22 protein-coding genes are annotated in these 24591 nt (G+C 75.4%); 8 read left to right on the top strand and 14 right to left on the bottom strand.

Going from position 1 to position 24591, the window contains the following annotated elements; translation table 11 throughout:
* Positions 1 to 10: 10 nt before the first annotated feature.
* Positions 11 to 178 carry a hypothetical protein gene (locus VG869_00225; GenBank protein HEV3449603.1) on the bottom strand — a complete coding sequence of 56 codons (168 nt, stop codon included), beginning with the start codon at positions 176 to 178 and terminating at the stop codon, positions 11 to 13.
* Positions 179 to 265: 87 nt separating this feature from the next.
* The gene (locus VG869_00230) at positions 266 to 988 is read right to left on the bottom strand and encodes a CPBP family intramembrane glutamic endopeptidase (GenBank protein ID HEV3449604.1); all 723 of its coding nucleotides are present in this window, start codon (positions 986 to 988) and stop codon (positions 266 to 268) included.
* A 142-nt stretch (positions 989 to 1130) separates the two neighbouring features.
* Between VG869_00230 and ftsH the strand changes: the two genes are divergently transcribed.
* A complete protein-coding gene (ftsH, locus tag VG869_00235) occupies positions 1131 to 3161 on the top strand; it encodes an ATP-dependent zinc metalloprotease FtsH (protein ID HEV3449605.1) in 2031 nt (676 codons plus the stop codon).
* Positions 3162 to 3175: 14 nt separating this feature from the next.
* On the opposite strand, the gene VG869_00240 is transcribed toward ftsH, so the two are convergent.
* The 3 genes from VG869_00240 to VG869_00250 are packed head-to-tail and all read right to left on the bottom strand — an operon-like array spanning position 3176 to position 8219.
* On the bottom strand, positions 3176 to 3628 hold the full coding sequence (locus tag VG869_00240) for a thioredoxin family protein (GenBank protein HEV3449606.1): 453 nt from the start codon (positions 3626 to 3628) through the stop codon (positions 3176 to 3178).
* Positions 3625 to 5046, bottom strand: coding sequence for a DUF5719 family protein (locus VG869_00245; GenBank protein HEV3449607.1), 1422 nt, complete (start codon positions 5044 to 5046; stop codon positions 3625 to 3627). Before VG869_00245 ends, VG869_00240 begins: the two co-directional genes overlap by 4 nt.
* Positions 5043 to 8219 carry a glycosyltransferase gene (locus tag VG869_00250; protein ID HEV3449608.1) on the bottom strand — a complete coding sequence of 1059 codons (3177 nt, stop codon included), beginning with the start codon at positions 8217 to 8219 and terminating at the stop codon, positions 5043 to 5045. Before VG869_00250 ends, VG869_00245 begins: the two co-directional genes overlap by 4 nt.
* A gap of 121 nt (positions 8220 to 8340) precedes the next feature.
* Between VG869_00250 and VG869_00255 the strand changes: the two genes are divergently transcribed.
* The 4 genes from VG869_00255 to VG869_00270 all read left to right on the top strand — a co-directional run bounded on the left by VG869_00255 (position 8341) and on the right by VG869_00270 (position 11082).
* Complete coding sequence (locus tag VG869_00255) at positions 8341 to 8766, top strand: hypothetical protein (GenBank protein ID HEV3449609.1); 426 nt, start codon at positions 8341 to 8343, stop codon at positions 8764 to 8766.
* A 65-nt stretch (positions 8767 to 8831) separates the two neighbouring features.
* The gene (gene cofD, locus VG869_00260; GenBank protein HEV3449610.1) at positions 8832 to 9770 is read left to right on the top strand and encodes a 2-phospho-L-lactate transferase; all 939 of its coding nucleotides are present in this window, start codon (positions 8832 to 8834) and stop codon (positions 9768 to 9770) included.
* Positions 9767 to 10474, top strand: coding sequence for a coenzyme F420-0:L-glutamate ligase (gene cofE / locus VG869_00265; protein HEV3449611.1), 708 nt, complete (start codon positions 9767 to 9769; stop codon positions 10472 to 10474). The genes cofD and cofE overlap by 4 nt, the downstream gene beginning before the upstream one ends.
* The gene (locus VG869_00270; GenBank protein HEV3449612.1) at positions 10471 to 11082 is read left to right on the top strand and encodes a nitroreductase family protein; all 612 of its coding nucleotides are present in this window, start codon (positions 10471 to 10473) and stop codon (positions 11080 to 11082) included. Before cofE ends, VG869_00270 begins: the two co-directional genes overlap by 4 nt.
* A 1-nt stretch (position 11083) precedes the next feature.
* On the opposite strand, the gene VG869_00275 is transcribed toward VG869_00270, so the two are convergent.
* The 7 genes from VG869_00275 to VG869_00305 all read right to left on the bottom strand — a co-directional run bounded on the left by VG869_00275 (position 11084) and on the right by VG869_00305 (position 18633).
* Positions 11084 to 12034: an NAD-dependent epimerase/dehydratase family protein gene (locus VG869_00275; protein ID HEV3449613.1), complete on the bottom strand. Its 951-nt coding sequence runs from the start codon at positions 12032 to 12034 to the stop codon at positions 11084 to 11086.
* A complete protein-coding gene (locus VG869_00280) occupies positions 12031 to 13149 on the bottom strand; it encodes an NDP-sugar synthase (protein ID HEV3449614.1) in 1119 nt (372 codons plus the stop codon). Before VG869_00280 ends, VG869_00275 begins: the two co-directional genes overlap by 4 nt.
* Positions 13146 to 13928, bottom strand: coding sequence for a hypothetical protein (locus tag VG869_00285; GenBank protein HEV3449615.1), 783 nt, complete (start codon positions 13926 to 13928; stop codon positions 13146 to 13148). Before VG869_00285 ends, VG869_00280 begins: the two co-directional genes overlap by 4 nt.
* A gap of 21 nt (positions 13929 to 13949) precedes the next feature.
* On the bottom strand, positions 13950 to 14831 hold the full coding sequence (locus VG869_00290; protein HEV3449616.1) for a glycosyltransferase family 2 protein: 882 nt from the start codon (positions 14829 to 14831) through the stop codon (positions 13950 to 13952).
* Positions 14832 to 14904: 73 nt separating this feature from the next.
* Complete coding sequence (locus VG869_00295) at positions 14905 to 15846, bottom strand: UDP-glucuronic acid decarboxylase family protein (protein HEV3449617.1); 942 nt, start codon at positions 15844 to 15846, stop codon at positions 14905 to 14907.
* Positions 15846 to 17138 carry a UDP-glucose/GDP-mannose dehydrogenase family protein gene (locus VG869_00300; GenBank protein ID HEV3449618.1) on the bottom strand — a complete coding sequence of 431 codons (1293 nt, stop codon included), beginning with the start codon at positions 17136 to 17138 and terminating at the stop codon, positions 15846 to 15848. Before VG869_00300 ends, VG869_00295 begins: the two co-directional genes overlap by 1 nt.
* Positions 17139 to 17148: 10 nt before the next feature.
* Positions 17149 to 18633: an LCP family protein gene (locus VG869_00305; GenBank protein ID HEV3449619.1), complete on the bottom strand. Its 1485-nt coding sequence runs from the start codon at positions 18631 to 18633 to the stop codon at positions 17149 to 17151.
* A gap of 153 nt (positions 18634 to 18786) precedes the next feature.
* Between VG869_00305 and VG869_00310 the strand changes: the two genes are divergently transcribed.
* Entirely contained in the window at positions 18787 to 19632 is an 846-nt protein-coding gene (locus VG869_00310; protein HEV3449620.1) for an aminotransferase class IV, read from the top strand.
* On the opposite strand, the gene VG869_00315 is transcribed toward VG869_00310, so the two are convergent.
* The gene (locus VG869_00315) at positions 19598 to 20380 is read right to left on the bottom strand and encodes a biotin--[acetyl-CoA-carboxylase] ligase (GenBank protein HEV3449621.1); all 783 of its coding nucleotides are present in this window, start codon (positions 20378 to 20380) and stop codon (positions 19598 to 19600) included. The genes VG869_00310 and VG869_00315 overlap by 35 nt on opposite strands.
* Before the next feature lie 46 nt (positions 20381 to 20426).
* Between VG869_00315 and VG869_00320 the strand changes: the two genes are divergently transcribed.
* Positions 20427 to 22193, top strand: coding sequence for a biotin carboxylase N-terminal domain-containing protein (locus VG869_00320; protein ID HEV3449622.1), 1767 nt, complete (start codon positions 20427 to 20429; stop codon positions 22191 to 22193).
* Positions 22194 to 22239: 46 nt separating this feature from the next.
* On the opposite strand, the gene VG869_00325 is transcribed toward VG869_00320, so the two are convergent.
* Positions 22240 to 23601, bottom strand: coding sequence for an FAD-dependent oxidoreductase (locus VG869_00325; protein ID HEV3449623.1), 1362 nt, complete (start codon positions 23599 to 23601; stop codon positions 22240 to 22242).
* Positions 23602 to 23669: 68 nt separating this feature from the next.
* On the opposite strand from VG869_00325, the gene VG869_00330 reads away from it, so the two are divergent.
* On the top strand, positions 23670 to 24591 hold a 922-nt coding region (locus VG869_00330), incomplete at its 3' end, for a DUF4921 family protein (GenBank protein HEV3449624.1).

Raw genomic sequence — 24591 nt, forward strand, 5'->3', positions numbered from 1 at the left:
GCCGGGGCGGTCAGCGGGTCCGGGCGAGCTCGAGCACGTGGCTCAGCGGGACGCTGCCGTCGGCGGTGGTCCACGACTTGGCTTCGCAGCGACCGCAGCGACGGAACGTCAGCTCCTCACCGTGGATCCGCATGCGGATCTCGATGACCGAGCCCTTGGCACACGAGGGACAGCGCATCCCAGCCTCCCAGACTCCAAACCAGCACTTTCGGCCCACGCTCGTATCGGCGCCGGGGGCCGGCACCTTGAGGCGGGTGAGGACCGGTCAGGTGAGGATCTGGAGGACGGCCACGAGGTTGAAGCCGGCGTGGAGCAGGATCGACTGGGACAGGTTGCCGGTGCGCCAGGCCCGGTAGCCCGAGAGCAGGCCGAGGAGCAGCAGCGCCGGGACCGCGAAGCCGGCCCCCGGGTCGAGGGCCACGTGGACGAGGGCGAAGGCGAGGGCGGCGACCCCGATGGCGACGGGGGGGCTGGTCCGGCGCACCAGGGCCCGGAGGAGGAGCCCGCGGAACAGCAGCTCCTCCCCCACCGGGGCCACCACGAGCACGGCGAGGACGAAGAGCGCCGTCTCGGTGCCGTGGGCCCGCTGGAACACCCGGACCACGTCCTGGGACGAGTTGCTGAGGTGGCCGGCGTCGACGATCGGGGCCAGCAGGCCCCCGGAGGCCGCCGCCAGCGCGAAGCCGGCCACGAGGAAGAGGCCGTCGCGGGCGGACACCCGGAGCCCGAAGTCGGCCCGGAGGCTGCCCTGGCCCCGCCGGGCGGCGAAGACGAGGTAGATGACGACGGCCGTGGTCTGCGCCGCCACGGCCACCAGCGACGCCGACACCTCGAGGTGCTTCGGGACCCGCCCGTGGCTGACGAACGGGGTCTCGGCGATCGACGCCGCGAGGAGAGAGAGGATGAAGGCGACCGCGGCGTCGGGGATGCCCCACCCGATCCGCCGTGCGGGGGCCGAGCCCGGCGGCTCGGCGCCCCGTGGCTCCATGCGGCGCACGGTAGCGGCCGCCCTCCCGGTTCCGACGCCGGGGTCGTGGGAGCGACGAGTTCCTGGAGCCTCGGGCGGGCCGTACCATGGGCCGACGGAGGGGCGCGCTGCTGCCCGTCCGACACTCGACGAGGAGCCCCTCATGAGTCGCCCCCCTTCCGAGATGCCTCCCGGCCGCCGCCCGTCCGGCGGCCCGGAGCGTCGCCCGGACGGGCGCTCGGCGTCGCCGCCGCCGTCGTGGGCCCGGATGCTCCCGTGGCTCCTGATCCTGGCCCTCGTGGGCGTCTTCGCGCTGACGAACGTGTTCTCGACGTCGAACGGCTCGGCGAAGAGCGTCACCTACACGCAGTTCCTGCAGGCGGTCGATCGGGGCAACGTCAAGAAGGTCACGTTCAACCGCTCGAACGGCGACATCTCGGGTGACTTCAACGGGACCGTCGGCGGCGCGAAGTCGTTCACCACCAACGGCCCGGCCAACGATCTGCAGTCCCAGACGGTGAAGGACCTGCAGACCCACGGCGTCGACCTGCGCTACACGTCGAGCAGCTCGAACTTCTTCCTCGCCCTCCTGCCGCTGCTGATCCCGGTGCTCATCATCATCGGCTTCTTCGTGTGGATGAACCGGCGGGCGCAGGGACAGATGGGCGCGGTCATGAACATCGGCCGCAGCCGGGCGAAGGTGTACGCCACCGAGAAGCCCAAGACCACCTTCTCGGACGTGGCCGGCTACAGCGCGGTGAAGGCCGAGATCGCCGAGGTCGTCGACTTCCTGAAGTACCCGCAGAAGTTCAAGCAGATCGGGGCCCGCATCCCGAAGGGGGTGCTGCTCGTGGGTCCCCCCGGCACCGGCAAGACGCTGATCGCCCGGGCCGTCGCCGGCGAAGCCGGCGTGCCGTTCGTGTCCGTGACCGGCTCCGACTTCATGGAGATGTTCGTCGGCGTCGGCGCGGCGCGCGTGCGCGACCTGTTCCAGACCGCGCGCAAGCAGGCGCCGGCCATCATCTTCGTCGACGAGGTCGACTCGATCGGCCGCAAGCGCGGCGCTGGGCTTGGCGGCGGCCACGACGAGCGCGAGCAGACCCTCAACCAGATGCTCGCCGAGATGGACGGGTTCGAGGCCACCGAGGGGATCGTCATGATGGCGGCGACGAACCGCCCCGACGTCCTCGACCCCGCGCTGCTGCGTCCCGGGCGCTTCGACCGCCAGATCGTCGTGCCGTTCCCGACCCAGGAGGAGCGCGTCGCGATCCTCGAGGTGCACCTGCGCGACAAGCGCGTCGCCTCCGACCTCGACGTCAACGTCGTCGCTCGCGGCACGCCGGGCATGGCCGGCGCCGACCTGGCCAACCTCGTGAACGAGGCCGCGCTGTTCGCGGTGCGGCGCGGCGCGGCGGAGATCCACGCCGAGGACATCGAGGCCGCCCGCGACCGGGTGCTGATGGGCCTCAAGCGCGACTCGATCGCCCTCAGCGAGGAGGAGAAGGAGGTCATCGCCTACCACGAGGGCGGCCACGCCGTCATGGCGTACGTGCTCGACCACGCCGACCCGATCCATAAGGTGACGATCCTCCCGACCGGCATGGCGCTTGGCGTCACCCAGCAGCTCCCCGAGGAGGAGCGCCACATCTACAAGCGCGAGTACATCGCCGACTCGATCGTGGTCGCGCTCGGTGGCCGCACCGCCGAGGAGCTCGTGTTCGGCCACCTGTCCACCGGGGCCCAGAACGACCTGGTCCGGATCACCGAGCTGGCCCGCAAGATGGTGCGGGAGTGGGGCATGAGCGAGCGCATCGGCCCGATGGCGTGGGGCGCGCAGGGACCGGTGTTCCTGGGCGAGGACCTCGTGCACACCCGCGACTACTCCGACGAGACCGCTCGGGTCATCGACGAGGAGGTCGAGCGGATCCTCCGTCAGGAGGAGAGCCGGGCCCGGCGGATCATGCGCCTCCACCGGCGGGGCCTCGACGCGGTGGCCCGGGCCCTGCTCGAGCACGAGACGCTCGACGGCGACGAGGTCGAGCGCCTCGTGGACGAGGCCATGGGCCGCAAGGCCGGCGGCTTCCGCAAGGTGAAGCGCGCCGACGGCTCGGTCATGGAGGTCAAGCCGCCGGCCGAGAACGGCGGCCGCCGGAAGCCGAGGCCCGCGGCCCGCTCGCGCGCCCGCGGCGCCTGACGCCCGCCGGCTCGCTACTCGAGGGCGCCGAGCGTCGGCTCGGGCGTCGACCCCGGCGCGCGTAGCTCGGCGAGGCTCGCCCACAGGTCGGTGGCGGTCGTGGCACCGACGAAGGCGCGCCGCACCACCCCGTCGGCGTCGGCGAGCAGGATCATCGGGATGGCCGAGATGTCGTAGCGGTCGTGCAGGTCTCGTTTGTCGGCGAAGTCGAGGACGGCGGTGGCCACGGCGTCCGACTCGAGCACCGCGACCTTGGGCCCGAGGCCCTGGCACGACGCGCAGGTGTCGGAGGAGAAGTAGGCGACGAGCCACGGCGCGTCCGGCCGGGGGAAGTCGCGCCGGTCGAGCTGGCGCGGGATCGGATACGGGTCGCGGGGCGGGCCCTCCGGTCGGCGGCGACGCAGCCACCACGCCACCGCGAGCGCGGCGAGCAGGATGCCGGCCGCGATGGCGACCCGGGCGGTCACGGCAGCGCCGGCACCCCGCTGCTCGCCGACGGGCTGGGCCCGAGCACCAGCCGGCCGGCCGCGACGGGGCCGTCGGCGGAAAGGACGAGCACCTGGTTCGGGCCGACGCCGGCCGCGAGGGGCACCACCACCCGCTGGCCGGGCGCGACCGTCGCGGTGGCGATGCGGCCGAGCCCGCCCGCGGCGCCGGCCAGGACGCGCACGGTGCGGGTCCGGCGTGAGGGGTTGAACGCGACGAGCTGGGCGTCGCCGGCGGCGGTGACGCGGCCGGTGGCGAACGCCCATCGGGCCGCGGTGGCGGTGGAGCCGAGCGTGGCGGTCACGCCGACGATCGGGGCCGGCGGGGCCCAGACCTCGAGCAGCTGGGCGACGACCGGCCGGGCGCGGGGGGTGCTGAGGGTGACGGCGTAGCCGCCGCCGGTCGGGATCGCGCTGAGCGGCAGCGTCTCGACGCTCATCGACGGCACCGCGACGTGCATGGTCGGGAGCGTGGCCCGGCTGTCGAGGGCCAGGTGGACGTCGACGCGCGTGCCGGCGGGCCCGAAGTTGGCGAGCACGAGCGTCGCCGTCGTCCCGGTCTCGGCGTCCCCGGTCGGGACCCGCCAGGTGGCCGAGGTCCCCGTCGCCCCGAGGGTCGTGGCGATGCCGGTGACCCCGTTCGTCCCGTCGAAGATCAGCGACTGCTCGGCGGCGACCCGCCCGGTGCGGGCGTGGACGTGGAGGGCGAGCGAGCTCTGGTCGGGCACGAGCTGGTGCAGCGGGAGCGAGACGCGGGACCGGCGGGGCACGTCGATCGCCTGGGTCTGGCCGGGCGCCTGCACCCCCGAGGCGGTGAGGAAGGTCACGTCCACGATGGCGTCGTCCCCGAACGGGTTGAACAGCGCCAGCCAGTCCTCGGTGCCGGGCCCGGTGGCGCCGGCGGCGAAGTACCAGTCGCTGCTCGCCTGCCGGGCGCACGGCCCGACCGCGGCCCGCGCGCCGTGGCGGACCTCGTGCTCCACGACGACGGGGCCGCCCAGCACCTCGACGACGACGCCCGGCTCGGCGGCGCTCGTGAGCGACGCCACGTCGACGCGCAGCTGGGCCGCCGCCGCCACCGAGAAGCGCTGGCTGGCGACGGGCCGGTCACCGGACGTGACCGCGATCGTCGCCGTGACGCTGCGGCCGCCGAGGTTGGCGACGATCACGGTCTCGTCGGCGCGCCCGCCCGCGACGGCGGTGCCCTCGGCGCAGAACCAGGAGGACGAGATGGCGGCCACCGGCGGCAGGGTGGGCCCGGCGACGGGCGCGGTCGCGACCCGGACCGACGGGGCGAAGCCGTGGCCGGCGTGGCTGGCGGCGACGAGGGCCGCCACCACCGCCAGCACCCCGAGGAGGGCGGGGGTGCGGCCGCCGGTCGGCGCCCGCCGGGCGCTCACGCGCGTTCCCAGAACTCGACGTCGGATCCGAAGTCGCCGCCGCGGTCGCGGCGGCGCTCCTCCCGAGTGGCGCGGGCCGCGGCGCGGGCCGCGGCGCGGTCGGTGGCTCGGGTCGGACGGGCGCGCCCCCGAGCCCACCAGGCGAGGGCGAGCAGCCACAGCGCGACCTCAGCGGCGACGAGGGCGTCGGTCCGGGCCTGGCCCGTGTGCGAGATCGACACCGAGGCGCGCGACGGCGCTCGGAACTGGTTCGTGGTCCCGAACGCCGGCTGGTGGACGAGGGTGCCGTGGGCGTCGGCGCGCCAGCCGGCGTCGTAGGCCTCGAACCACAGCACCGTCCCCGGCCCCGCCGGGCCCGCGCCGAGCGGCGGGCTGCCCGTCAGGTCGGTGCCGGCGGCGGCGCGCAGCGGGTCGGCCGGCCGCGCCGGGACCGCGGCCCGACGGCCCCGCACGATCGTGCGGCCCGGGAACCAGGCCTGGTTCTCGTACAGCTCGAGCCCCGGGTCGCTGCCGAGCCGGGCCAGGTCGAGCTGGTTGCGGAGCGCGACGTCGAGGGCGGGGAGCGGGCGGGCCGCTGCGCCGCCCGGGCCGTTGCGGCGCGGGAGGACGACGTAGCGCACGCCCAACGGGGCGACGATGCGCCCGAGGCGGGTGGTGCGGCCGGCGACGGCCGCGGTGACGGCGTCCACGACCGGGTCCCGGGCGTGCACCCGAGGGGCGCGGAGCAGCTCTCGGGCGTCACCGGGCCCGTTGCGCGTGAGCGTGTACGAGAGGCCGCTCTCGACCCGGGCCGGGTCGAGGGGCAGGGCCGCGGGGTCGCCGACCCAGAGGACCCGGAACTGGCCTTGGAACTGCTGGTCCCGGGTGAACGCGAGCTGGGCCGGCCACGACCCGCTCGGCGCGTGCCAGCGCCCGTCGACGGCGTCGGCGACGAAACCGAGCCCGCCGAGCGTCACCCCGGCGAGCGCGACCGCCACGCCGACGGTGCGCAGCGCGAGCCGGCCTCGGGGACGGCTCGCCACCGCCAGGCCGGCGGCGAGCGCGACGCCGAGGGCGCCGAGCGACAGCACCGCCTCGGGGGCCGGCACGGCGACGCCGGGCGCGAACCGGGCCGGCAGCTCGACCGCGGCCCACGCCACGAGGATCAGCGCCCACGCCCGCGCCGCCCACCGGACCCGCGGGCCGGTGGTCAGCAGCAGCGCCAGGCCGGCGGCGGCGAGCAGCCCGAAGGTCGCGATCCCGCTGCCGGCCGGCCCGGTGTGGAAGCGCACCAGGTCGGCGAGGTCCACGCTCGGGTTCAAGCTGAACCCGAACGCGGCGGGGTCGCGCCGGCCGTGGGTGACGGTCGTGCTCCACGGGAAGAGCAGCACGCCGGCGCCGATCGCCCCGACCGCGGCCGCGCCGACGCTCCGCAGCGCCGGCCCGACGCCGCCGACGACGAGGGCGGCGACACCGAGCGCCAGCGCGGCGGCGAGGACCACGAGCGCCGCCGGCGGGAACCAGGCGCAGGCGATACCGGTGACGAGCGCCAGGCCGAGCAGCTGGCGGCGTCCACGCGGGACGGCCTCGAACCGCGCCGCCCGCACGAGGAGGAGCACGAGGTACGGGAGGAGCGCGAAGAGCACGAGCGGCCCGAGCCGCCCGCCGGCGATGGCGTTCCGGGGCACCGGGCTCACGCCGTAGGCGACGGCGGCCACGATCGACCCGACCCCGTCGACGCCGACGTGGCGCGACAGGCGCAGCGCCCCGAGCGCCCCGACCGGGATGGCCAGCGTGACGAGGACGGCCTCGGCGGTGCCGACGCTCCCGACGAAGAGGGTGCCGAGGCCCGCCATCACGGCCAGCACCGGCGGCGCCGGCGCGGTCGAGCCGAGCCCGGTGTAGCGCCACGGCGAGGTGAACGCCGCCGCGAGGGCGTGCACGCCGGGCCACGACGCGAACGATCCGACCGCGGGGACCCCGGAGCTGAAGAAGTCCCGCGACCCGACCGCGGCGGTGACGAGGAAGGCGAGGAGGGCGAGCGCGGCCGGGTGCACGAGGGCGCGGCCGAGCGACTCGACGCGGTCGCGGACGGCGTCCTCGAGCGACTCGATGCGCTCGTCGGCCCGGTGCTGGGCGAGGAAGGCGCCGACCCGGGTGCGGGCGCCGACCTGGAGCTCGCGCAGCTCGCGGTCGTCGATCGTGCGCCCGGCCTGGGCCCGCCGGCGCGCCGATCGGATCGCGCCGGGGTGGAAGAGGGTCCACCGCCACGCGCCGAGCACGGCGGCGGCCTGCCGGCGACGAGGCGTGGCCGCGAACACGAGCGCTTCGACGGCGGCGAGCGCGACCCCGAGCGGGACCACGCGCAGCAGCGACGGCCACGAGTAGCAGGTGAGCAGGACGCGGACCCGCCGACGGGCGACGTCGCGCGCCGACGGCACGTCCTCCGGACGCCGGGCGTCGACGGCCTCGACGTGCGCCGCGCGCGCGTCCGGCGCCACGACGACGCGCGCGCCCGCCAGCCGAGCCCGCCAGCACAGGTCGAGGTCCTCGGAGCCCGGGAAGGTCGCGGCGTCGAAGCCGCCGAGGGTCTCGAACAGGTCGGCGCGGACGAGCATCGCCGCGCTGGAGACGTAGAACACGTCTCGGACCGCGTCGTGCTGCTCCTGGTCGAGCTCGCCGGGCTCGATGCCGGTGTGGGAGCCGCCGAGCCGGTCGATCGATCGCCCGACCTCGAGGAGCACCTCGGGGTTCTCGGCCGACACGAGCTTCGGCCCGACGATCGCCGCGTTCGACCGGTAGGCCTCCTCGACGAGCAGGCGGACGGCGTCGGGGGCCAGCACCACGTCGTCGTGACAGACCAGGAAGAAGGTGGCGCCCTCGACGACCTCGAGCGCCTCGTTCGCCGCGCCCCCGAACCCGGGCTGGGCGTCCCGGGTCCGGTGGACGAAGGCGGCGGGGAGGGTGGCCGCCACCCGCCCGGTGGGGTCGCTCGCCGACCCCGCGTCGACGACCAGCACCGACACCGCCGGGTAGTCCTGGGCCCCGAGGGCGCCCAGGGCCGCCTCGAGGAACCGGCCCGGGTTGTGGGCCACCACCACGACGACCACCGCGGGGACCTCGGGCGGCATCCCCCGGTCCTGCTCGTCGAGCTCGGGTGAGGGGGGCGAACCGGCGTCGTCGGGCAGGCTCATCGGCTGGCTCGACAATAGGGGCCCGGTCCTCCTGGTCCCGGGAGGCCCCCTGTGCTTGCAATAGTTAGCAAAAGTGGGTACCTTCGCTAGCGACACGGCACCCGTCCCCGAGGAGTCACCCGTGAGCAACGACACCGTCCGCGACGTCCGCCAGCGCGCCGAGGGCGCCGCCCACACCGCCGTGGGCATCGGCGTGCTCGGCTTCCAGCAGGCGCAGGTCCGCCGGCGCGCGGCCCAAGCCCGGCTGACCGCCGCCGCGCGCGAGGCGAGGGAGCAGGCCGCCTCGATCTCGAGCGACGCCCGCGCCGCCGCGGCGTCGCTCAGCACCGAGGTCCGGGAGCGCATCGAACCGGTCGTGAACCGGCTCGGCGACCGGGTCGACCCCCTCGTCGCCGACGTGCGCGCCCAGGTGGAGCCCGTCCTCGAGCGGCTCGGCACCACTGTCCGCCGAGCCGTCGGCAGCGAGGCCGCGCCGAAGCCGGCCGCGACGTCGACCACGAAGGCGGCGGCAACCTCGAAGGCCAAGACCGACGGCCCCACCGCCTGACGTCGCCTCGCCTCGATCCGCATCCCCCGGCCTCGGCCGGGGGATGCGTCGCGTAACGTCGGGTCGTGCTCGCCGCGCTGGCCGGAGGGGTGGGGGCGGCTCGCTTCCTGTGCGGGCTCGTCGACGTGGTCCCCCCCGAGACGATCACCGCGATCGTCAACACCGGCGACGACGACGAGTTCCACGGCCTGTGGGTCTGCCCCGACCTCGACAGCGTCACGTACGCGCTCGCGGGGGCGAACAACCCCGAGACGGGCTGGGGCCTCGCCGGCGAGACCTTCCACGCCGTCGACGCGATCGCGCGCTACGGGGTCCCGACCTGGTTCCGCCTCGGCGACCGGGACCTCGCCACCCACCTCTACCGCACCCAGCGCCGACGGGAGGGCGCGCCGCTCAGCGCGGTGACGGCCGAGATCGCCGCGGCCTGGGGGCTCCGCGTCCGGCTGCTGCCGATGACCGACGACCGGGTGGCGACCCGCATCACCGTCCCGGGACCGGCCGGCGGCGTGACCGAGCTCGCCCTCCAGGAGTGGTTCGTGCGCGACCGGGCCGAGCCGACGGTGCTCGGGGTGCGCTTCGACGGCGCCGACGCGGCGCGGCCCGCACCCGGGGTGCTCGAGGCCCTGGCCCGGGCCGAGACCATCCTGATCTGCCCCAGCAACCCGGTGATCTCGATCGGCCCGGTGCTCGCCGTGCCCGGCGTCCGGGACCTGCTCGCGGCCCGGCGCTCGCGCGTCGTGGCCGTGAGCCCCATCGTCGGCGGCCGACCGGTGAAGGGACCGGCCGACCGGCTCATGGGCCCGCTCGACCTCGAGGTGTCCAGCGTCGGGATCGCCCGCGCCTACGCCGACGTGTGCGCCACGCTCGTCATCGACGAGGCCGACGCGAGCGACGCGGCGCGGATCGAAGCGCTCGGGCTGCGGGCGGTCGTGACCGACACGCTGATGCGCGACTCGCGCGTCGCGGCGGCGCTGGCGCGCCAGACCGTCGCCGCCGTGGCGTGACCCTCACCGTCATCCCGATCGCCGGCGTCCCCGAGATTCGGGCCGGCGACGAGCTCGCCACCCTGATCGCCGACGCCGCCGCGGCGCAGGGCACGCCGCTCGCCGACCGCGACTGCGTCGTCGTGACCCAGAAGGTGGTCTCGAAGGCCGAAGGCCGACTCGTCGCCCTCGACCCCGACGACCGCGCCGCCCGACGAGCCCTGATCGACGCCGAGTCGGTGCGGGTGCTCCGCCGTCGTGGTGACCTGGTCATCAGCGAGACCCGGCAGGGCTTCGTGTGCGCGAACGCCGGCGTGGACCTCTCGAACGTCGAGGCGGGCTGGGCCGCGCTGCTGCCGCTCGACGCCGACCGCTCGGCTCGCCACGTGCGGGACGCGCTGCGGGCCCGCGCCGGGATCGACGCCGCGGTGGTGGTGTCCGACACGTTCGGGCGGGCCTGGCGGCTCGGGCTCACCGACGTGGCCATCGGGGTCGCGGGGCTGGCGGGGGTCGTGGACCTGCGCGGCGGCCAGGACGGCATGGGCCGAGCGCTGCAGGTCACGGAGGTGGCCGTCGCCGACGAGGTCGCCGGCGCCGCCGAGCTGGTGATGGGCAAGGCGGCTCGGGTGCCCGCGGCCATCGTGCGGGGCCTGGACCCGGCGTGGTTCCGGGCCGGCTCCGGGCGCGAGCTCGTGCGCGCGCCGGCCGACGACCTGTTCCGGTGACGGGGACGGTCCCCGCCTTCCTGACCGCCCGGCGCTCGATCCGCGCCTTCCGTCCCGACCCCGTCTCCCTCGAGCAGCTCGACGCGCTCGTGGAGGCCGCGTGCCTGGCGCCGGCGCCCCACCACTCCCAGCCGTGGCGGTTCGTGGTGCTGGCCGACGCCGACGCCCGGGCCGCCCTCGCCGACGGGATGGGGGCGCGATGGCGTCGCGACCTGGCCGGCGACGCGGTCGCGCCGGCTCGCATCGACGCCCTCGTCGACGACTCGCGCCGGCGGCTCGTCGCCGCGCCGGCGGCCGTGCTCGGCTGTCTCACCGACGACGGCCTCGACCGCTACCCCGACGAGCGCCGCCAGCGGTCCGAGTGGGGCATGGCCCTGCTCGCCCTCGGCGCCGCGGTCGAGAACCTCATGCTCGCCGCCGCCGACGCCGACCTGGCGTCGTGCTGGGTGGCGGCGCCGATCTTCTGCCCCGAGGAGGCCCGTGACGCGCTGCACCTCGAGCCGTCGTGGCTCCCGCAGGCGCTCGTGCTCGTCGGCCACCCGGACCCCGGCTACGAGCCGCGGCGCCGAGCGCGGGTCGACCTCGACCGGCTGCGGCTGCGGCGCTGACTCAGCCCGCCGACCGCGCCTCCCGGAACCAGGCGATGGTGGCGGCCACGCCGTCGCGCAGCGGCGTCCACGGCTGCCAGCCCAGCTGGATCGCGGCCCGGCCCGGGTCGAGCGCCGAGCGCCGGAGCTCACCGGCCCGGGGCGGCTCGGAGCGGGCGGGCTGCTCGAAGCCCACGGCGCCGGCCATGAGGTCGTAGAGCTCGTGCACGCTCGTCTCGACGCCGGTCCCGATGTTGACGATGAGCCCACCGCCCTTGTGGGCGGCGCGCGCGAACGCGTCGGCGACGTCGTCGACGAACACGAAGTCGCGGGTCTGCTTGCCGTCCCCGAAGATCGGGGGGCGCTGACCGCTCAGCAGCGTGTTGGCGAAGATGGCGACCACGCCCGCCTCGCCGTGCGGGTCCTGCCGGGGGCCGTACACGTTGGCGAGGGCCAGCACCGTGTACTCGAGGTCGTGCACCGCCCGGTAGTAGTGGAGGTAGTCGCCGACGGCCTTCTTCGAGACGCCGTACGGCGAGATCGGGTGCTGCGCGTGGCCCTCGGTCGTCGGGATCTTCCCCGGGACGCCGTAGAGGGTCCCGCCGGAGCCCGCGAACACGACCTTCCGGCAGCCGGCGGCCAGCGCGCCCTGCAGCACGTTCAGCGATCCGAGGACGTTGACGTCGGCGTCGAAGGTCGGGTCGGCGACCGAGACCGTCACGCTGGCCTGCGCCGCGAGGTGGAACACGACCTCGGGCTTGCGGTGCGTCATGAGCTCGACGATCCCCTTCTCGCGGACGTCGAGGCGCTGGAACGTGCACCGGGGCACCCGCCGGGCTCGCGCCTCGGCGAGGTTCGGCAGCGACCCGGACGAGAGGTCGTCGACGACGTCGACCTCGCAGTCCTCGGCGAGGAGGCGCTCGACGAGGGTCGAGCCGATGAAGCCGGCGCCGCCGGTGACGAGGACCCTCATGACGGGGCCGAGACCGCGTCCGCCGACGGCAGGTGGCCGGCGACGAGCACCGCGCCGGCCTCCACGGTGGCGGCGGGGCCGACGATCGACTGCTCGCCGATCGTCGCGCCGGGCCCGACGACGGCGCCGGCGCCGACGATCGAGTCGACGACGCGGGCGTCAGCGCCGATCTCGGCGTGGTCGTGGACGACGCTGCGGATCACGGCGGCGCCGGGGCCGACGCGCACGCCGGCGCCGAGCACCGAGCCCGCCACCCGGGCCGCGGGGGCGAGGTCGCAGCCGTCGCCGGCCAGCGCCGGGGCGACGAGCGCGGTCAGGTCCGGCGGGCGTCCCTGGGCCCAGACGCCGGGGGCGACCTGGCGGGCGCCCGGGACCGGGCCGGTCCCGAGGCAGCCGGCGAGCAGGTCGGCGTGGACCTGGAGGTACTGCGCCGCCGTCCCCATGTCGATCCAGTAGTCGTCGCTCGGCATCGCGTACACCCGCCCGCGGGTCTCGAGCATGCGCAGGAAGGTCTCGCGCTCGATCGACACCTGCAGGTTCGGCGGGATCCGCTCGAGGACCGACGGCTCAAGCACGTACGTGCCGGCGTTGATCCACCGCGTCGGCGCCGCGCCCGGGGGCGGCTTCTCGACGAACGCCTTCACCTCGCCGTCGGCGAACGTCGGCACGACCCCGAACGCGGACGGGTCGTCGACCCGGGTCAGGTGGATCGTCGCCTCGGCGCCCCGGTCGTCGTGGAAGGCCACGAGGGCGCGCAGGTCGAGGGCCGTCAGCACGTCGCCGTTGCACACCACGAAGCGCTCGTCGACGTCCAGCGCGTCGGCGGCGAACCGCACCGCCCCCGCGGTGCCCCGGGGCGTCGGCTCCGGCGCGTAGCGCAGCCGCACCTCGCCGCCGTGCGGGGCGACGAACCGCCCGTCGGGGTAGTGGGCGACGAACGCGTCCGGCAGGTAGCCGAGCGCGAGCCCCACCTCGTCGACGCCGTGCGCGGCGAGCCAGCTGAGCTGACGGTCGAGGAAGGCCTGGTTGGCCACCGGGAGCAGGGGCTTCGGCGTCACGAAGGTGAGGGGCCGGAGCCGGGTGCCTTCGCCCCCGGCGAGCACGATCGCCCTCACGACGACGGCGGGCTCGACGGCGTGACCGGCACCCCCGGGTTGTTGACCGCCGACGGCCGGCACTGGCTCGTCGCCACCGGACCGGCCCCGGTCCCGTCGGTGGCGGGCGCGACGGCGGCGTTCGGCGTGACGGGGATCGGCTCGGTCTTCGGGATGAACGCGAGGGCCAGCACCTGCTGGTCCTTCAGCCGGTAGCTGGCCGGGTCGCCCCGCTGGGCCTTGCAGTCGATCGCCCACTTCACCACGCCCGTGCGTCCCGCGTCCGGCGTGCCGGGCGGGCACCGGTCGCCGGTGCTCCAGGCCTTCTTCGTCGGGTCGGCGCCCGGACCCGACCACAGGTTGAGCGCGCTGTCCGAGACGCTCCAGCCCCCGTAGCCGAAGAACCGGCCCACGGTGGCGTGGTGACCGCCCTCCGACGTCGTGAAGGGGTGGATGTGGATGTACCCGTCGCCGTGGGTGTGGATCCCGACCCGCACGTTCGGGTTGTCGGCCGCGGTCTCGAACGTGGGTGGGTTCGGCAGCCACTGGCCGCAGATGTTGACGCCGAACGCGGTGTGCCAGTGGTCGCCCGGCACGCCGGTCGTCGGGTCGGCGGGCTGGGGGCGCACGCCGGCGCTGCTGCTGCTCGAGTGCAGCGATAGGACGACGAGGGCGATCCCGGCCGCCACGACCACGCCGAGCGTCGAGTAGAACCAGCCCGACGAGCGGCCCCGCCGGGGCTTCCGGTACTTGGCCCGGATCTGGGCGCGTGACGGACGGCGACGACGCGACGGAGCCATGGCGGAGCCCGAGACTACCGGTCAGTCCGCTCGGCCCGCCCGCGGCGTCACGGCCCGGGCGAGCATGCACCAGGCCGCCCGCACGCCGAGGTACACGGCCGCGGGCGCGAGCAGGACGCGCCGCCAGCCCCGCCAGCGCCGCGCCGCGAACCGGAGCAGCGACCGGTGATGCGCCGCGATCATGCGGTAAGGCCGGCGGGCGGTGCTGGCGCCGTGGACGTGCACCACCGTCCCGGCGGGCTCGTACGCGACGCGCCAGCCGGCCTGGCGGAGCCGCCAGCACAGGTCGACGTCCTCGACGTACATGAAGTAGCGCTCGTCCCAGCCGCCGACGGCGTCGAGCGCGGCGCGGCGGAGCCACACCGCCGCGCCCGACACCCAGTCCACGTCTCGGGCCGCGCTGGGGTCGGCGTCGAGCTGGCGGTAGCGGCGGGTGAAGGGGTTCGCCGGCCAGACCCCGCCGAGGGTGCCGTGGCCGACGGCGTCGAGCACCGACGCCACCCGTCGGGCCGACGGATAGCGGCGGCCGTCGGGCTCGAGGACGGCGGGCCCGACCGCGCCGAGGTCGGGCTCGGCGTCGAAGCGCCCGACGAGCGCCGCCGCCGTGCCCGCCTCGACGCGCAGGTCCGGGTTGCAGACCGCGACCACCGGGGCGTCGGTGGCCGCGACGCCCCGGTTGGCGGCGGCCGCGTACCCGAGGTTGGCGCCCGTGTCGACCACCGGCACCGCCGGCAGCGCCGCCCGCAGCGCGTCCACCGAGCCGTCGTGCGACGCGTTGTCGACGACGACGACCGGCGGCGGCTCCCCCGCGCTGGTGTCGGCGAGCAGCGAGCGGACGCTGTCGACGAGCAGGGGGCCGGCTTCGAAGTTCACGACGACCGCAGCCCAGCGCGTCGGGGTCACGACACGGCACGAGCCCGCGGCGGCGCGAGGCCACCGTCGCCCCGCGGCGTCGGCGGCCGGCGGCTGCCGGGGATCACGTCGTCGCGGCCTCGGCGCGGTACCACTCGTACGTGCGCTCGAGGCCGGCGCGCAGGTCGACCTGCGGGGACCACCCGAGGACCGCGCGCGCGAGCGTGATGTCGGGGCAGCGCCGGGTCGGGTCGTCGTCGGGGAGCTCGGCGAACCGGATCGGCGACGCCGAGCCGGTGACCTCGAGCACGAGCTTGGCGAGCTCCAGCACGGTGTGCTCGTCGGGGTTGCCGAGGTTCATCGGCCCGGTCCAGTCGGAGGCGAGGAGGGCGAGGATCCCGCGCACCTCGTCCTCGACGTAGCAGAACGAGCGGGTCTGGGTGCCGTCCCCGTACACGGTGAGCGCCTCCCCGGCCATGGCCTGGCGGAGGAAGTTCGACACGACGCGGCCGTCGCCCGGGAGCAGACCCGGCCCGTAGCAGTTGAAGACGCGCACGATCTTGGTGTCGACGCCCTGGGCGCGGTGGTACGCCATCGTCAGCGCCTCGGCGTACCGCTTCGCCTCGTCGTAGACGGCCCGAGGGCCGACCGGGTTCACGTGCCCCCAGTAGGCCTCACGCTGCGGGTGCTCGAGCGGGTCGCCGTACACCTCGCTCGTGGACGCCAGCAGGAAGCGGGCCCCGTGGGCGCGCGCCACCTCGAGGGCGTGGCGCGTGCCCTCGGCGCCGACCCGCAGCGTCTCGAGCGGCCGGGCCAGGTACTCGGGGACGCTCGCCGGGCTGGCGAGGTGCAGGACCGCGTCGACCGGCCCGTCGACGTCCAAGCCGAGGACGACGTCGCGCTCGAGGAGGGTGAAGCCCGGGTCGTCGAGCAGGTCGGCGACCTGGTGACGCTGGCCCGTGGACAGGTTGTCGACCGCGACAACCTCGTGGCCGGCGGCGCGTAAGGCGCGGCAGACGTGCGCGCCGAGGAAGCCGGCGCCGCCGGTCACCACCGCGCGCGGCATCAGCGGCCGATGCCGCGGTACGAGAAGCCCAGGTGGCGCATCGCGGTCGGGTCGAGGAGGTTCCGGGCGTCGACGATGGCCCGGCCCGCCACCACGTCCGCCACCCGCCCGTAGTCGAGCCACCGGAACTCGTCCCACTCGGTGAGCAGGCAGAGCACGTCCGCTCCGGTGCAGGCCTCGTACGGGTCGGCGGCGACCTCGATCCCGGGCACGAGGCCGGCGGCCGCCTCGCCGCCGGCGGGGTCGTAGGCCCGCACCGAGGCGCCGGCGGCGAGGAGGCGCGCCGCCACCGCGACGGCGGGTGAGTCCCGGAGGTCGTTCGTGTTGGCCTTGAAGGTGAGGCCCCAGACCGCGACGCGGCGCCCGGCGAGGGTCCCGCCGACCGCGTCGCGCACCTTGGCCACGACCCGCTCGGACTGGGCCGTGTTCGTCTCGATCACCGCCGTCAGCAGCGGGAAGTCCTCGCCGGCTCGGCGGGCGGTCCAGGCCAGCGCGGCCGTGTCCTTCGGGAAGCACGAACCCCCCCAGCCGGGGCCGGGGTGGAGGAACTCGAAGCCGATGCGCGGGTCGTAGCCCATGCCGAGCGTCACCTCGCGCACGTCGGCGTTGACCGCCTCGCACAGGTTGGCCACGGCGTTCACGAAGGACACGCGGGAGGCCAGGAAGGCGTTCGACGCGTACTTGATCATCTCGGCCGAGGCGGCGCGGGTGACGAGCACCGGTGCCTGCACGTTGCGGTAGAGCTCCGAGACGCGCACCGCCACCGTCGCGTCGTCGGCGCCGATCACGACGCGGGACGGCTGCAGGAAGTCCCGCACAGCGGTTCCCTCGCGCAGGAACTCGGGGTTCGACGCCACCCCGATGTCGGGCACCGCGCCGGCGTCCCGCAGGAGCCGGGCGACGTAGGCGCTCGAGCCCACCGGCATCGTCGACTTGTTCACGACCACGGTGCCCGGGCGGAGCACCGGCGCCAGCTCCCGCACCACGGACTCGACCGCCGAGAGGTCGGCGTCCCCGTCGGGGCCCTCGGGCGTGGGGACGCACACGAAGACAAACTCGGCGTCGGCGCCGGCGCTCGCGGCGCCGACGACGAAGCGCAGCCGGCGCGTAGCGAGTCCGTCGGCGACGAGCTCCGGGAGGCCCTGCTCGAGCACGCCGACCTCCCCCTTGGCCAGGCTCCGCACCTTCTCGACGTCGACGTCGGCCACGACGGCCTCGTGGCCGAGGTGGGCGAGGCAGGCGCCGGTGGTCAGGCCGACGTACCCGGCGCCGACGACCCCGATTCGGCTCACCGGCGCGGCGTCATCGGCACGACCCCTTCGGCGCCGGGATCCCGAAGCGGGCGGGGTCGACGCCGCCGTTCCCGTTCGCGTACGTGTCGCCGGCGCTGTAGGAGGAGCTCGGTCCCGCCGCCTGGGGGGTCGGGGCGACCGGTCCCGCGCTCGTCGAGCCCCCGCCGCTCGGGATCACGATCGAGGAGAACCCCCGTCCGAGCACGAGCTCCACACCCGCCCCCTTGATCGACGGGTCGGCCACGAGCGGGGTGCTCGGCGGCAGGTACTGCAGCAGCAGCTCGCCCTGCGCGATGGCACCGGGCTTGTAGTGGACCTCGGTCGGGCTCAGCGCGCCGCTGACCTGCCCGGTGCTGCCGCCGGCGAAGCCGGCGCGCCGCACGAGGTCGTTCAGCGTGGCCTGGGCCAGGCCGCTGGTGCCGGTGCTGTCGACCACCTGCACCGTGACGGACCTCGGGGTCACCGCGGCGGCCGGGGCGCTGCTGTTCTTGCCGCTGAAGTCCCGGAGCCGGGCCAGCAGGCCCTGGTTGTCCGGCTCCTGGACGTACAGGACCTGGGCGCCGTTCTGGTTCGGTCCCGTCTTCCAGGGCATGGTCTGGAACTCGAGGTGGCTCTGGTCGTTCGGGTTCACGGTGCGGAAGACGTCGATGAGCGAGAGGACGTCGCTCTTGCTGAGGTTCTGGTCGAACACCAGGTAGTGGAGCACCTTGTTCACGATGTCGTTGCCGGTGATCGGGTCCTGGAGGCTGCGCTGGACCGCGATGCCGGCCAGCTCGCGGATGAACTGCTGCTGGCGGGCGATCCGCCCGATGTCGGCGGTCGGGTCGGCGAGCTGCCACTGGTGCGAGATCTGGCTGTAGAACTCCAGCGTCCGCGACCGCGCGTACGCCAGCGCCTCGGCGCCGTTCAGGCGCACGCAGCCGGGATAGATGAAGAGGCCGCTCTCCTGGTCGCGGGCCGGGTACGGGAAGTACACCGGGACCTGCCCGATGGCGTTCACGACGTCCTGGAAGCTCTGGAAGTCGACCGAGATGAAGTGGTTGATGTCGATCCCGAAGTCGGCCTTCAGGGTCTCGATCGTCTTGTTCGGGCCGATGCCGTAGGCGGCGTTGATCTTCGCCATCCCCTTCCCCGGGATGTTGACCCACAGGTCGCGGGGGAACGACACGATCAGGGTCCGCTTGGCGTTCGGCTCGACGTGCACCACCATCATCGTGTCGGAGTTGACGTTCGGGTCCTGGGCCGCGCTGCCGAAGGCCTGCGCCTGCTGTTTGTTCTTCACGAACGCGCGCGTGTCGGAGCCGAGCAGGAGGTAGTTGGCGCCTTGGGGCGGTGGCGGCGCCTCCTTGATCTGGACGCGCTTGACCCCGGCCAGCTTGTCGCTGATCACGTAGTTGACGGTCACCACCCCGCCGGTCATGACCGCGGTGGCGACGCCGAGCGCGATGAGGTACCGACCGGAGAAGGCGCGCAGGACTGAACGGCGGAGGGCCACGGGCCCTTCAGTTTACTGGGGGGCTCCCCCGTCCTCCGATCAGCCGCGTACCCTCGGCGCCGTGCACGCGCCGCGCCGAGCCGCCGCCGCGCCGTCGGGTGCGGTCGTGCCGCGAGCGGGCCGGCGGGCCGCCGGCCGGCCGGGGCCGGCCCGATGAGCGACGTCGTGACCTGGGTCGACGGCGCGCTCGTCCCCGCCGGCGAGGCCCGGGTCTCGGCCTTCGACCACGGGATCCTCGTCGGGGACGGGGTCTTCGAGACCCTCGCCGTCTACCGGGGGGTGCCGTTCGCGTGGCGGCGGCACCTCGAGCGGCTCGGCCGCTCGGCGGACGGGCTGGGGCTCGCGGCGCCCGACCCGTCGGCGCTTCGGGCGGCCGCCGACGCCGTGGTCGCCGCCAACGGGATCGTCGACGGCCGCCTTCGGATCACGGTGACGGGCGGGCCGTCGCCGCTCGGCTCCGAGCGCGGGGACGCGCCCCCGACGGTGATCGTCGCCGTCGCCCCGGCCCGGGCGCGGTCGGTCTCGGAGGCGGTGGTGACGGTGCCGTGGCCCCGGAACGAGCGGGGCGCGGTCGCGGGCCTGAAGACGATCTCGTACGCCGAGAACGTGCGGGCGCTGGCGTTCGCGCGGCAGCGAGGCGCGAGCGAGGCGGTGTTCGCGAACACCCGCGGCGAGCTCTGCGAGGCCACCGGCTCGAACGTGTTCCTCGTGGTCGACGGCGTGGTCTGCACCCCGCCGGTCGCCTCGGGCTGCCTGCTCGGGGTGACGCGGGCGCTCGTCCTCGAGCTGTGCGCGACCCACGGCGTCCGCGCCGAGGAGCGCACGGTGCCGATCGGCGCCCTCGCCGGCGCCGGCGAGGCCTTCCTGACCTCGAGCACGCGTGAGGTGGTGGCGATCGCCCGCGTCGACGACCGCGAGCTCCCGGCCGCGCCCGGGCCGCGCACGCGGGCGCTCGCCGCGGCGTTCACGGCGCTGGTGGCCGCGGACCCGGATCCGTGACGCGGCGCAGGTGGATCACGTCGCCGGCGCCGACGAGGACCGGCGGACCGGTCGGGGGCTGCACCGCGAGGCGGCCGTGCTCGTCGACGTCGACGGCGGCGCCCTCGAGCGTGCCCGTCGCCAGCTCGACGCGCACCTCCTGGCCGAGCGTCCCCAGCCGGGACCGGTAGCGGGCGGGCACCGCGTCGAGCGCGGCCAGCTCGGCCGCCAGCGCGTCGAGGAGCGCGTCGAGGAGGGCGCCGCGGTCGACGGCGTGCCCGGCTTCGCGGTCGCACGCGGTGGCGGTCTCGGCGAGCTCCGGCGGGAAGCCCACCCAGGTGACGTTGCAGCCGATGCCCACCACGACGCTGCGCACCCGGCCGCCCCGCGCGTCGGTCTCGGCGAGCAGCCCCGCGAGCTTCCGGTCGCCGACGACGAGGTCGTTCGGCCACTTCAGCTCGGCGTCGAACCCGGCGACGGCCCGGACCGCGGCCGCGAGGGCGAGCCCGGCCGCCATCGCCAGCACCTGCGCGTGGTCCGGCTCGGGCGGCGGCCCGAGGAGCACCGAGACGAGCAGCGAGGACCCAGGGGGCGCCGTCCACGCGCGGCCGCGCCGGCCGCGACCCGCGTGTTGATGGTCGGCGACGACGACGAGCCCGGGCGGCGCCCCGGCGCGAGCCGCGTCCAGCACGTAGCGGTTCGTCGAGTCGATCTCGGTGAAGCGCCGGATGTGCCACTGCACGCCCGGGCTGGCGGGCGGATCGGCCATCGCCCGTAGGATACGACGACCTGTCGGCCGAGCGTCTCGAGACCGCGTGCCCTCGAAGATCCTGATCGCGAACCGCGGCGAGATCGCGCTGCGCGTGATGCGCACCTGCCGGGAGCTCGGTGTCGGCACCGTCGCGGTCTACTCGGACCTCGACCGCGAGAGCGCGCACGTTCGCTACGCCGACGAGGCCTACGCCCTCGGCGGCCAGACCGCGGCCGACAGCTACCTCGCCACCGACCGCATCCTCGACGCCGCGGCGCGCAGCGGCGCCGACGCGCTGCACCCCGGGTACGGCTTCTTCGCCGAGAACGCCGACTTCGCGCGCGCGGTGGTCGCCGCCGGGGTGACCTGGATCGGCCCGCCTCCCGAGGCCATCGAGGTCATGGGGGACAAGATCTCCGCCCGCAAGGCCGCGCTCGCGGCGGGGGTGGCGTCGGTTCCGGGCACGACGTCCGCGGTCGAGGGTGTCGACGAGGTCGTGGCCTTCGGCGACGAGCACGGCTGGCCGGTCGCCATCAAGGCCGCGTACGGCGGGGGTGGCAAGGGCCTGAAGGTCGTGGCCGACGCCGCCGGGGCCGCCGCCGCCCTCGAGTCCGCGACTCGCGAGGCGGTCGCCTACTTCGGGCGCCCCGAGGCCTACCTCGAGCGGTACCTGGCCCGTCCCCGCCACATCGAGGTCCAGGTGTTCTGCGACACCCACGGCCACGCGGTGTGGCTGGGCGAGCGGGACTGCTCGACCCAGCGCCGCCACCAGAAGCTGATCGAGGAGACGCCGGCGCCGGGGCTCGATCCCGCCACCCGCGCCGCGATGGGCGAGGCGGCGGTGAAGGTGGCCCGAGGGTGCGGCTACGTGAACGCGGGCACGGTCGAGATGCTCTACGAGGACGGCGAGTTCTGGTTCCTCGAGATGAACACCCGGCTGCAGGTGGAGCACTGCGTCACCGAGCTGGTGACGAGCCTCGACCTCGTCGCCGAGCAGCTCGGCGTCGCCGACGGCCGGCCCCTGTCGTTCGACCAGGAGTCGGTCGAGCGCCGTGGGCACGCCATCGAGTGCCGGATCAACGCCGAGGACCCGAGCCGCAGGTTCCTCCCGTCGCCGGGCACGATCACGCGGCTGCGGGTGCCCGGCGGGCCGGGGGTGCGCTGGGACGGCGGCTACGAGGAGGGCGACACCGTCTCGCAGTTCTACGACAACCTGATCGGCAAGCTCGTGGTCTGGGCGCCCGATCGCGACGCCGCCCGCCACCGGATGCTCCGGGCCCTCGACGAGCTGACCGTCGAGGGCGTGCAGACGACGGCGCCCGCCCACCGCGTCCTGGTGGCGCACCCCGACTTCGCCGCCGCGACCCACTCCACGAACTGGGTGGAGGCCGACTTCGACGCCGACGCGTTCGCGGCCGTGGCGCCGTCGGAGCCGCTGGCCGCGCCCGAGCCGGTCGACGCCGACGCCGGCCTCGTGGACCGTACGGTGCCGGTCGAGGTCGACGGGAAGCGCTTCACGGTGCGGGTCTGGCTGCCGGAGGAGGCCGGCGCGGCCGGGACCGCGGCCGCGGCTCGCCGCGCGCCCCGCCCCAAGCCGTCCGGCGGCGTGGTCGGCGGCAACGGCACGATCGCGGCCCCGATGCAGGGCACGATCGTGAACGTCCTCGTGAGCGAGGGCGACGAGGTGGAGGCGGGGCAGGCCGTGCTCGTGCTCGAGGCGATGAAGATGGAGAACCACCTGAACGCCGAGCGGGGCGGCACGGTGAAGGAGATCCGGGTGCAGGCGGGCGACACGGTCGGCACCGGGGACGTGCTCGTCGTCATCGGGTAGCCGCCGGCCGCGGGGCGCCGCGACCAGCGGTGGCGCGGCGCCGGCCTCAGGAGGCGGCTTCGGCGAGCGACTCCGAGAGCGTCGGGTGGACGAGCAGCGAGTCGACGATGTCGGTGACCTTCAGCCCGTTCGTCACCGCCAGGGCCAGGATCCCGATCAGCTCGGCGGCGTTCCGTCCGACGATCGAGCCGCCCAGCACGACGCCCCGCGCCGGGTCGGAGATGATCTTCACGAACCCCCGCGGGTCGCCCTTGATCAGCGCCTTGGCGTTGGCGGTGAACGGCACCTTCGTGACCCGGATCTTGCGACCCGACGCGAACGCCTCGGCCTCGGCCAGACCCACGTCGGCGATCTCCGGCTCGGTGAAGATCGCCGAGGCGGCCTTGTCGTAGTCGAGGTGCCGGTGCGGGAAGTTGTGCATCCCCATCGCGTGCTCGGCGATCTTGCGTCCTTGCATCGCCGCGACCGACGACAGCGGCAGCTTCCCCGACACGTCCCCCGCGGCGTAGATGTGCGGGACGTTCGACAGGCAGTTGTGGTTGACCCGGATGTAGCCGGCGTCGTCGACGTCGATCCCGGCGGCGTCGAGCTCCAGGCCCTCGCTGTTGGGGAGCGACCCGACCGCCAGCACCGCGTGCGACCCCTCAACGACCCGCCCGTCCTCGCACACGACGCGCACCGCGTCGCCCTCGCGGGTGATCTCCGTCGCCCGCGCGCCCTTCAGGAGCCGCACCCCCCGAGCGAGGAAGGCCTCCTCGAGGACGGAGGCCACCTCGGCGTCCTTGATCGGGAGCACCTGCTGGCGCGAGACGAGCAGCGTCACGGCCGAGCCGAGCGACGCGAACATGTGGGTGAACTCGACCCCGGTGACGCCCGACCCGATGATGACCGCGTGCGCCGGGATCTCCGGGGGCGGGTAGGCCTGCCGGGTGGTGAGCACCCGCTCGCCGTCGACCGGCGCGAAGTCGGGCACGCGGGGCCGGGAGCCGGTGGCGACGACCACGATGTCGGCCTCGAGCTCCTCGAGGCCGCCGTCGGTCTCGGCGACGACGGTGTGCGGGTCCTTGAAGCGGGCGCTGCCGGTGACGAGGCGCACCCCCTGCGAGGTGAGCAGGGTGCACAGCTGGTCGTGCAGGTGCGTCTCGATGTCCTGGACCCGGCGCCGCAGCCCGTCGATGTCGAGCGATCCGTGGGCGTGCAGGCCCATCGCCGCGGCGCGGGTCAGCTCGGCCAGCTCGGCGCCGGTGGCGATGAGCGTCTTCGAGGGGATGCAGTCCCACAGGTGGGCGGCGCCGCCGATCACGTCGCGCTCCACGAGGGTGACCTCGGCGCCGAGCGACGCCGCCACGGTGGCGCAGGTGTTCCCGGCCGGTCCGGCGCCGATGATCACGAGGCGGGTGGCGGGCATCGGACCAGGGTACGGCGGCCGCGAGGTCGCACCGGACCGCGGGCGCTCGGGGCCCGTACGCTCCGGCCGTGCCCGAGCTGCGTCGCGATGCGCTGAGCGGCGAGGTGGTCCTCGTCGCGCCGGGGCGGGCGGCACGTCCGCACACCAGCGCGGCCCGGGAGGCCGGCGCCGACGCCACCGCCGACTGTCCCTTCTGTCCCGGCTCCGAGGACCAGACCCCACCCGAGCTGGCGCGCACCGGGGGCGGCGAGCCGAACCGGCCGGGCTGGCGGGTGCGCGCCTTCGCGAACCTCTACCCCTTCGTCGGCGAGGGCCCGGGCGCCACCGGTGCCCACGAGGTGGTCGTGCTCTCCCCCGACCACGACCGGGACCTGGCCCGCCTCGAGGACGACGCCGCGGTCGAGGCCTTCACGATGTTGCGCGAGCGCTCGCGCGTCCACGCCGCCGCCGGGCACGCGTACGTGCAGGTGGCGGTGAACGAAGGCCGCGAGGCCGGGGCGTCGCTCGCGCACCCGCACGCGCAGGTCGTCGCCGTCGACTTCGTGCCCCCGGCGGTGGAGGCGGCGCTGGCCCGCTTCTCGGCCGCCGACGCCGACCTCGTCGTGGAGGACCACGCGCGGGCGGCCGCCGCCGAGAGCGTGGTGCTCACCCGTTCCGCCGCCGTGGCCTGGTGCGGGGCGGCGTCGAGCGTCCCGTTCGAGGTGCGGGTCGCCGCCCTCGGCGCCGGGCCCCGCTTCGGCGCGGCCACCGACGACGAGCTCGCCGGGGTGGCGCTCGCGGTCCGGGACGGCCTGCGCCGAGTCGGGATCGTGCTCGCCGGCCCGGCCTACAACGTGGTCGTCCACGACGCGCCGACCCCGCTCGACACCCGGTTCCACTGGTGGGTGCGGCTGATCCCGCGGGTCGTCGTGCCGGCCGGCTTCGAGCTCGGTACCGGCGTGCTCGTGGAGCCGGTGGAGCCGCGCCAGGCCGCGGCCCAGCTGCGGGCGG

The organism is Acidimicrobiia bacterium (genome assembly GCA_035948415.1).
GTDB lineage: Bacteria > Actinomycetota > Acidimicrobiia > IMCC26256 > PALSA-555 > PALSA-555.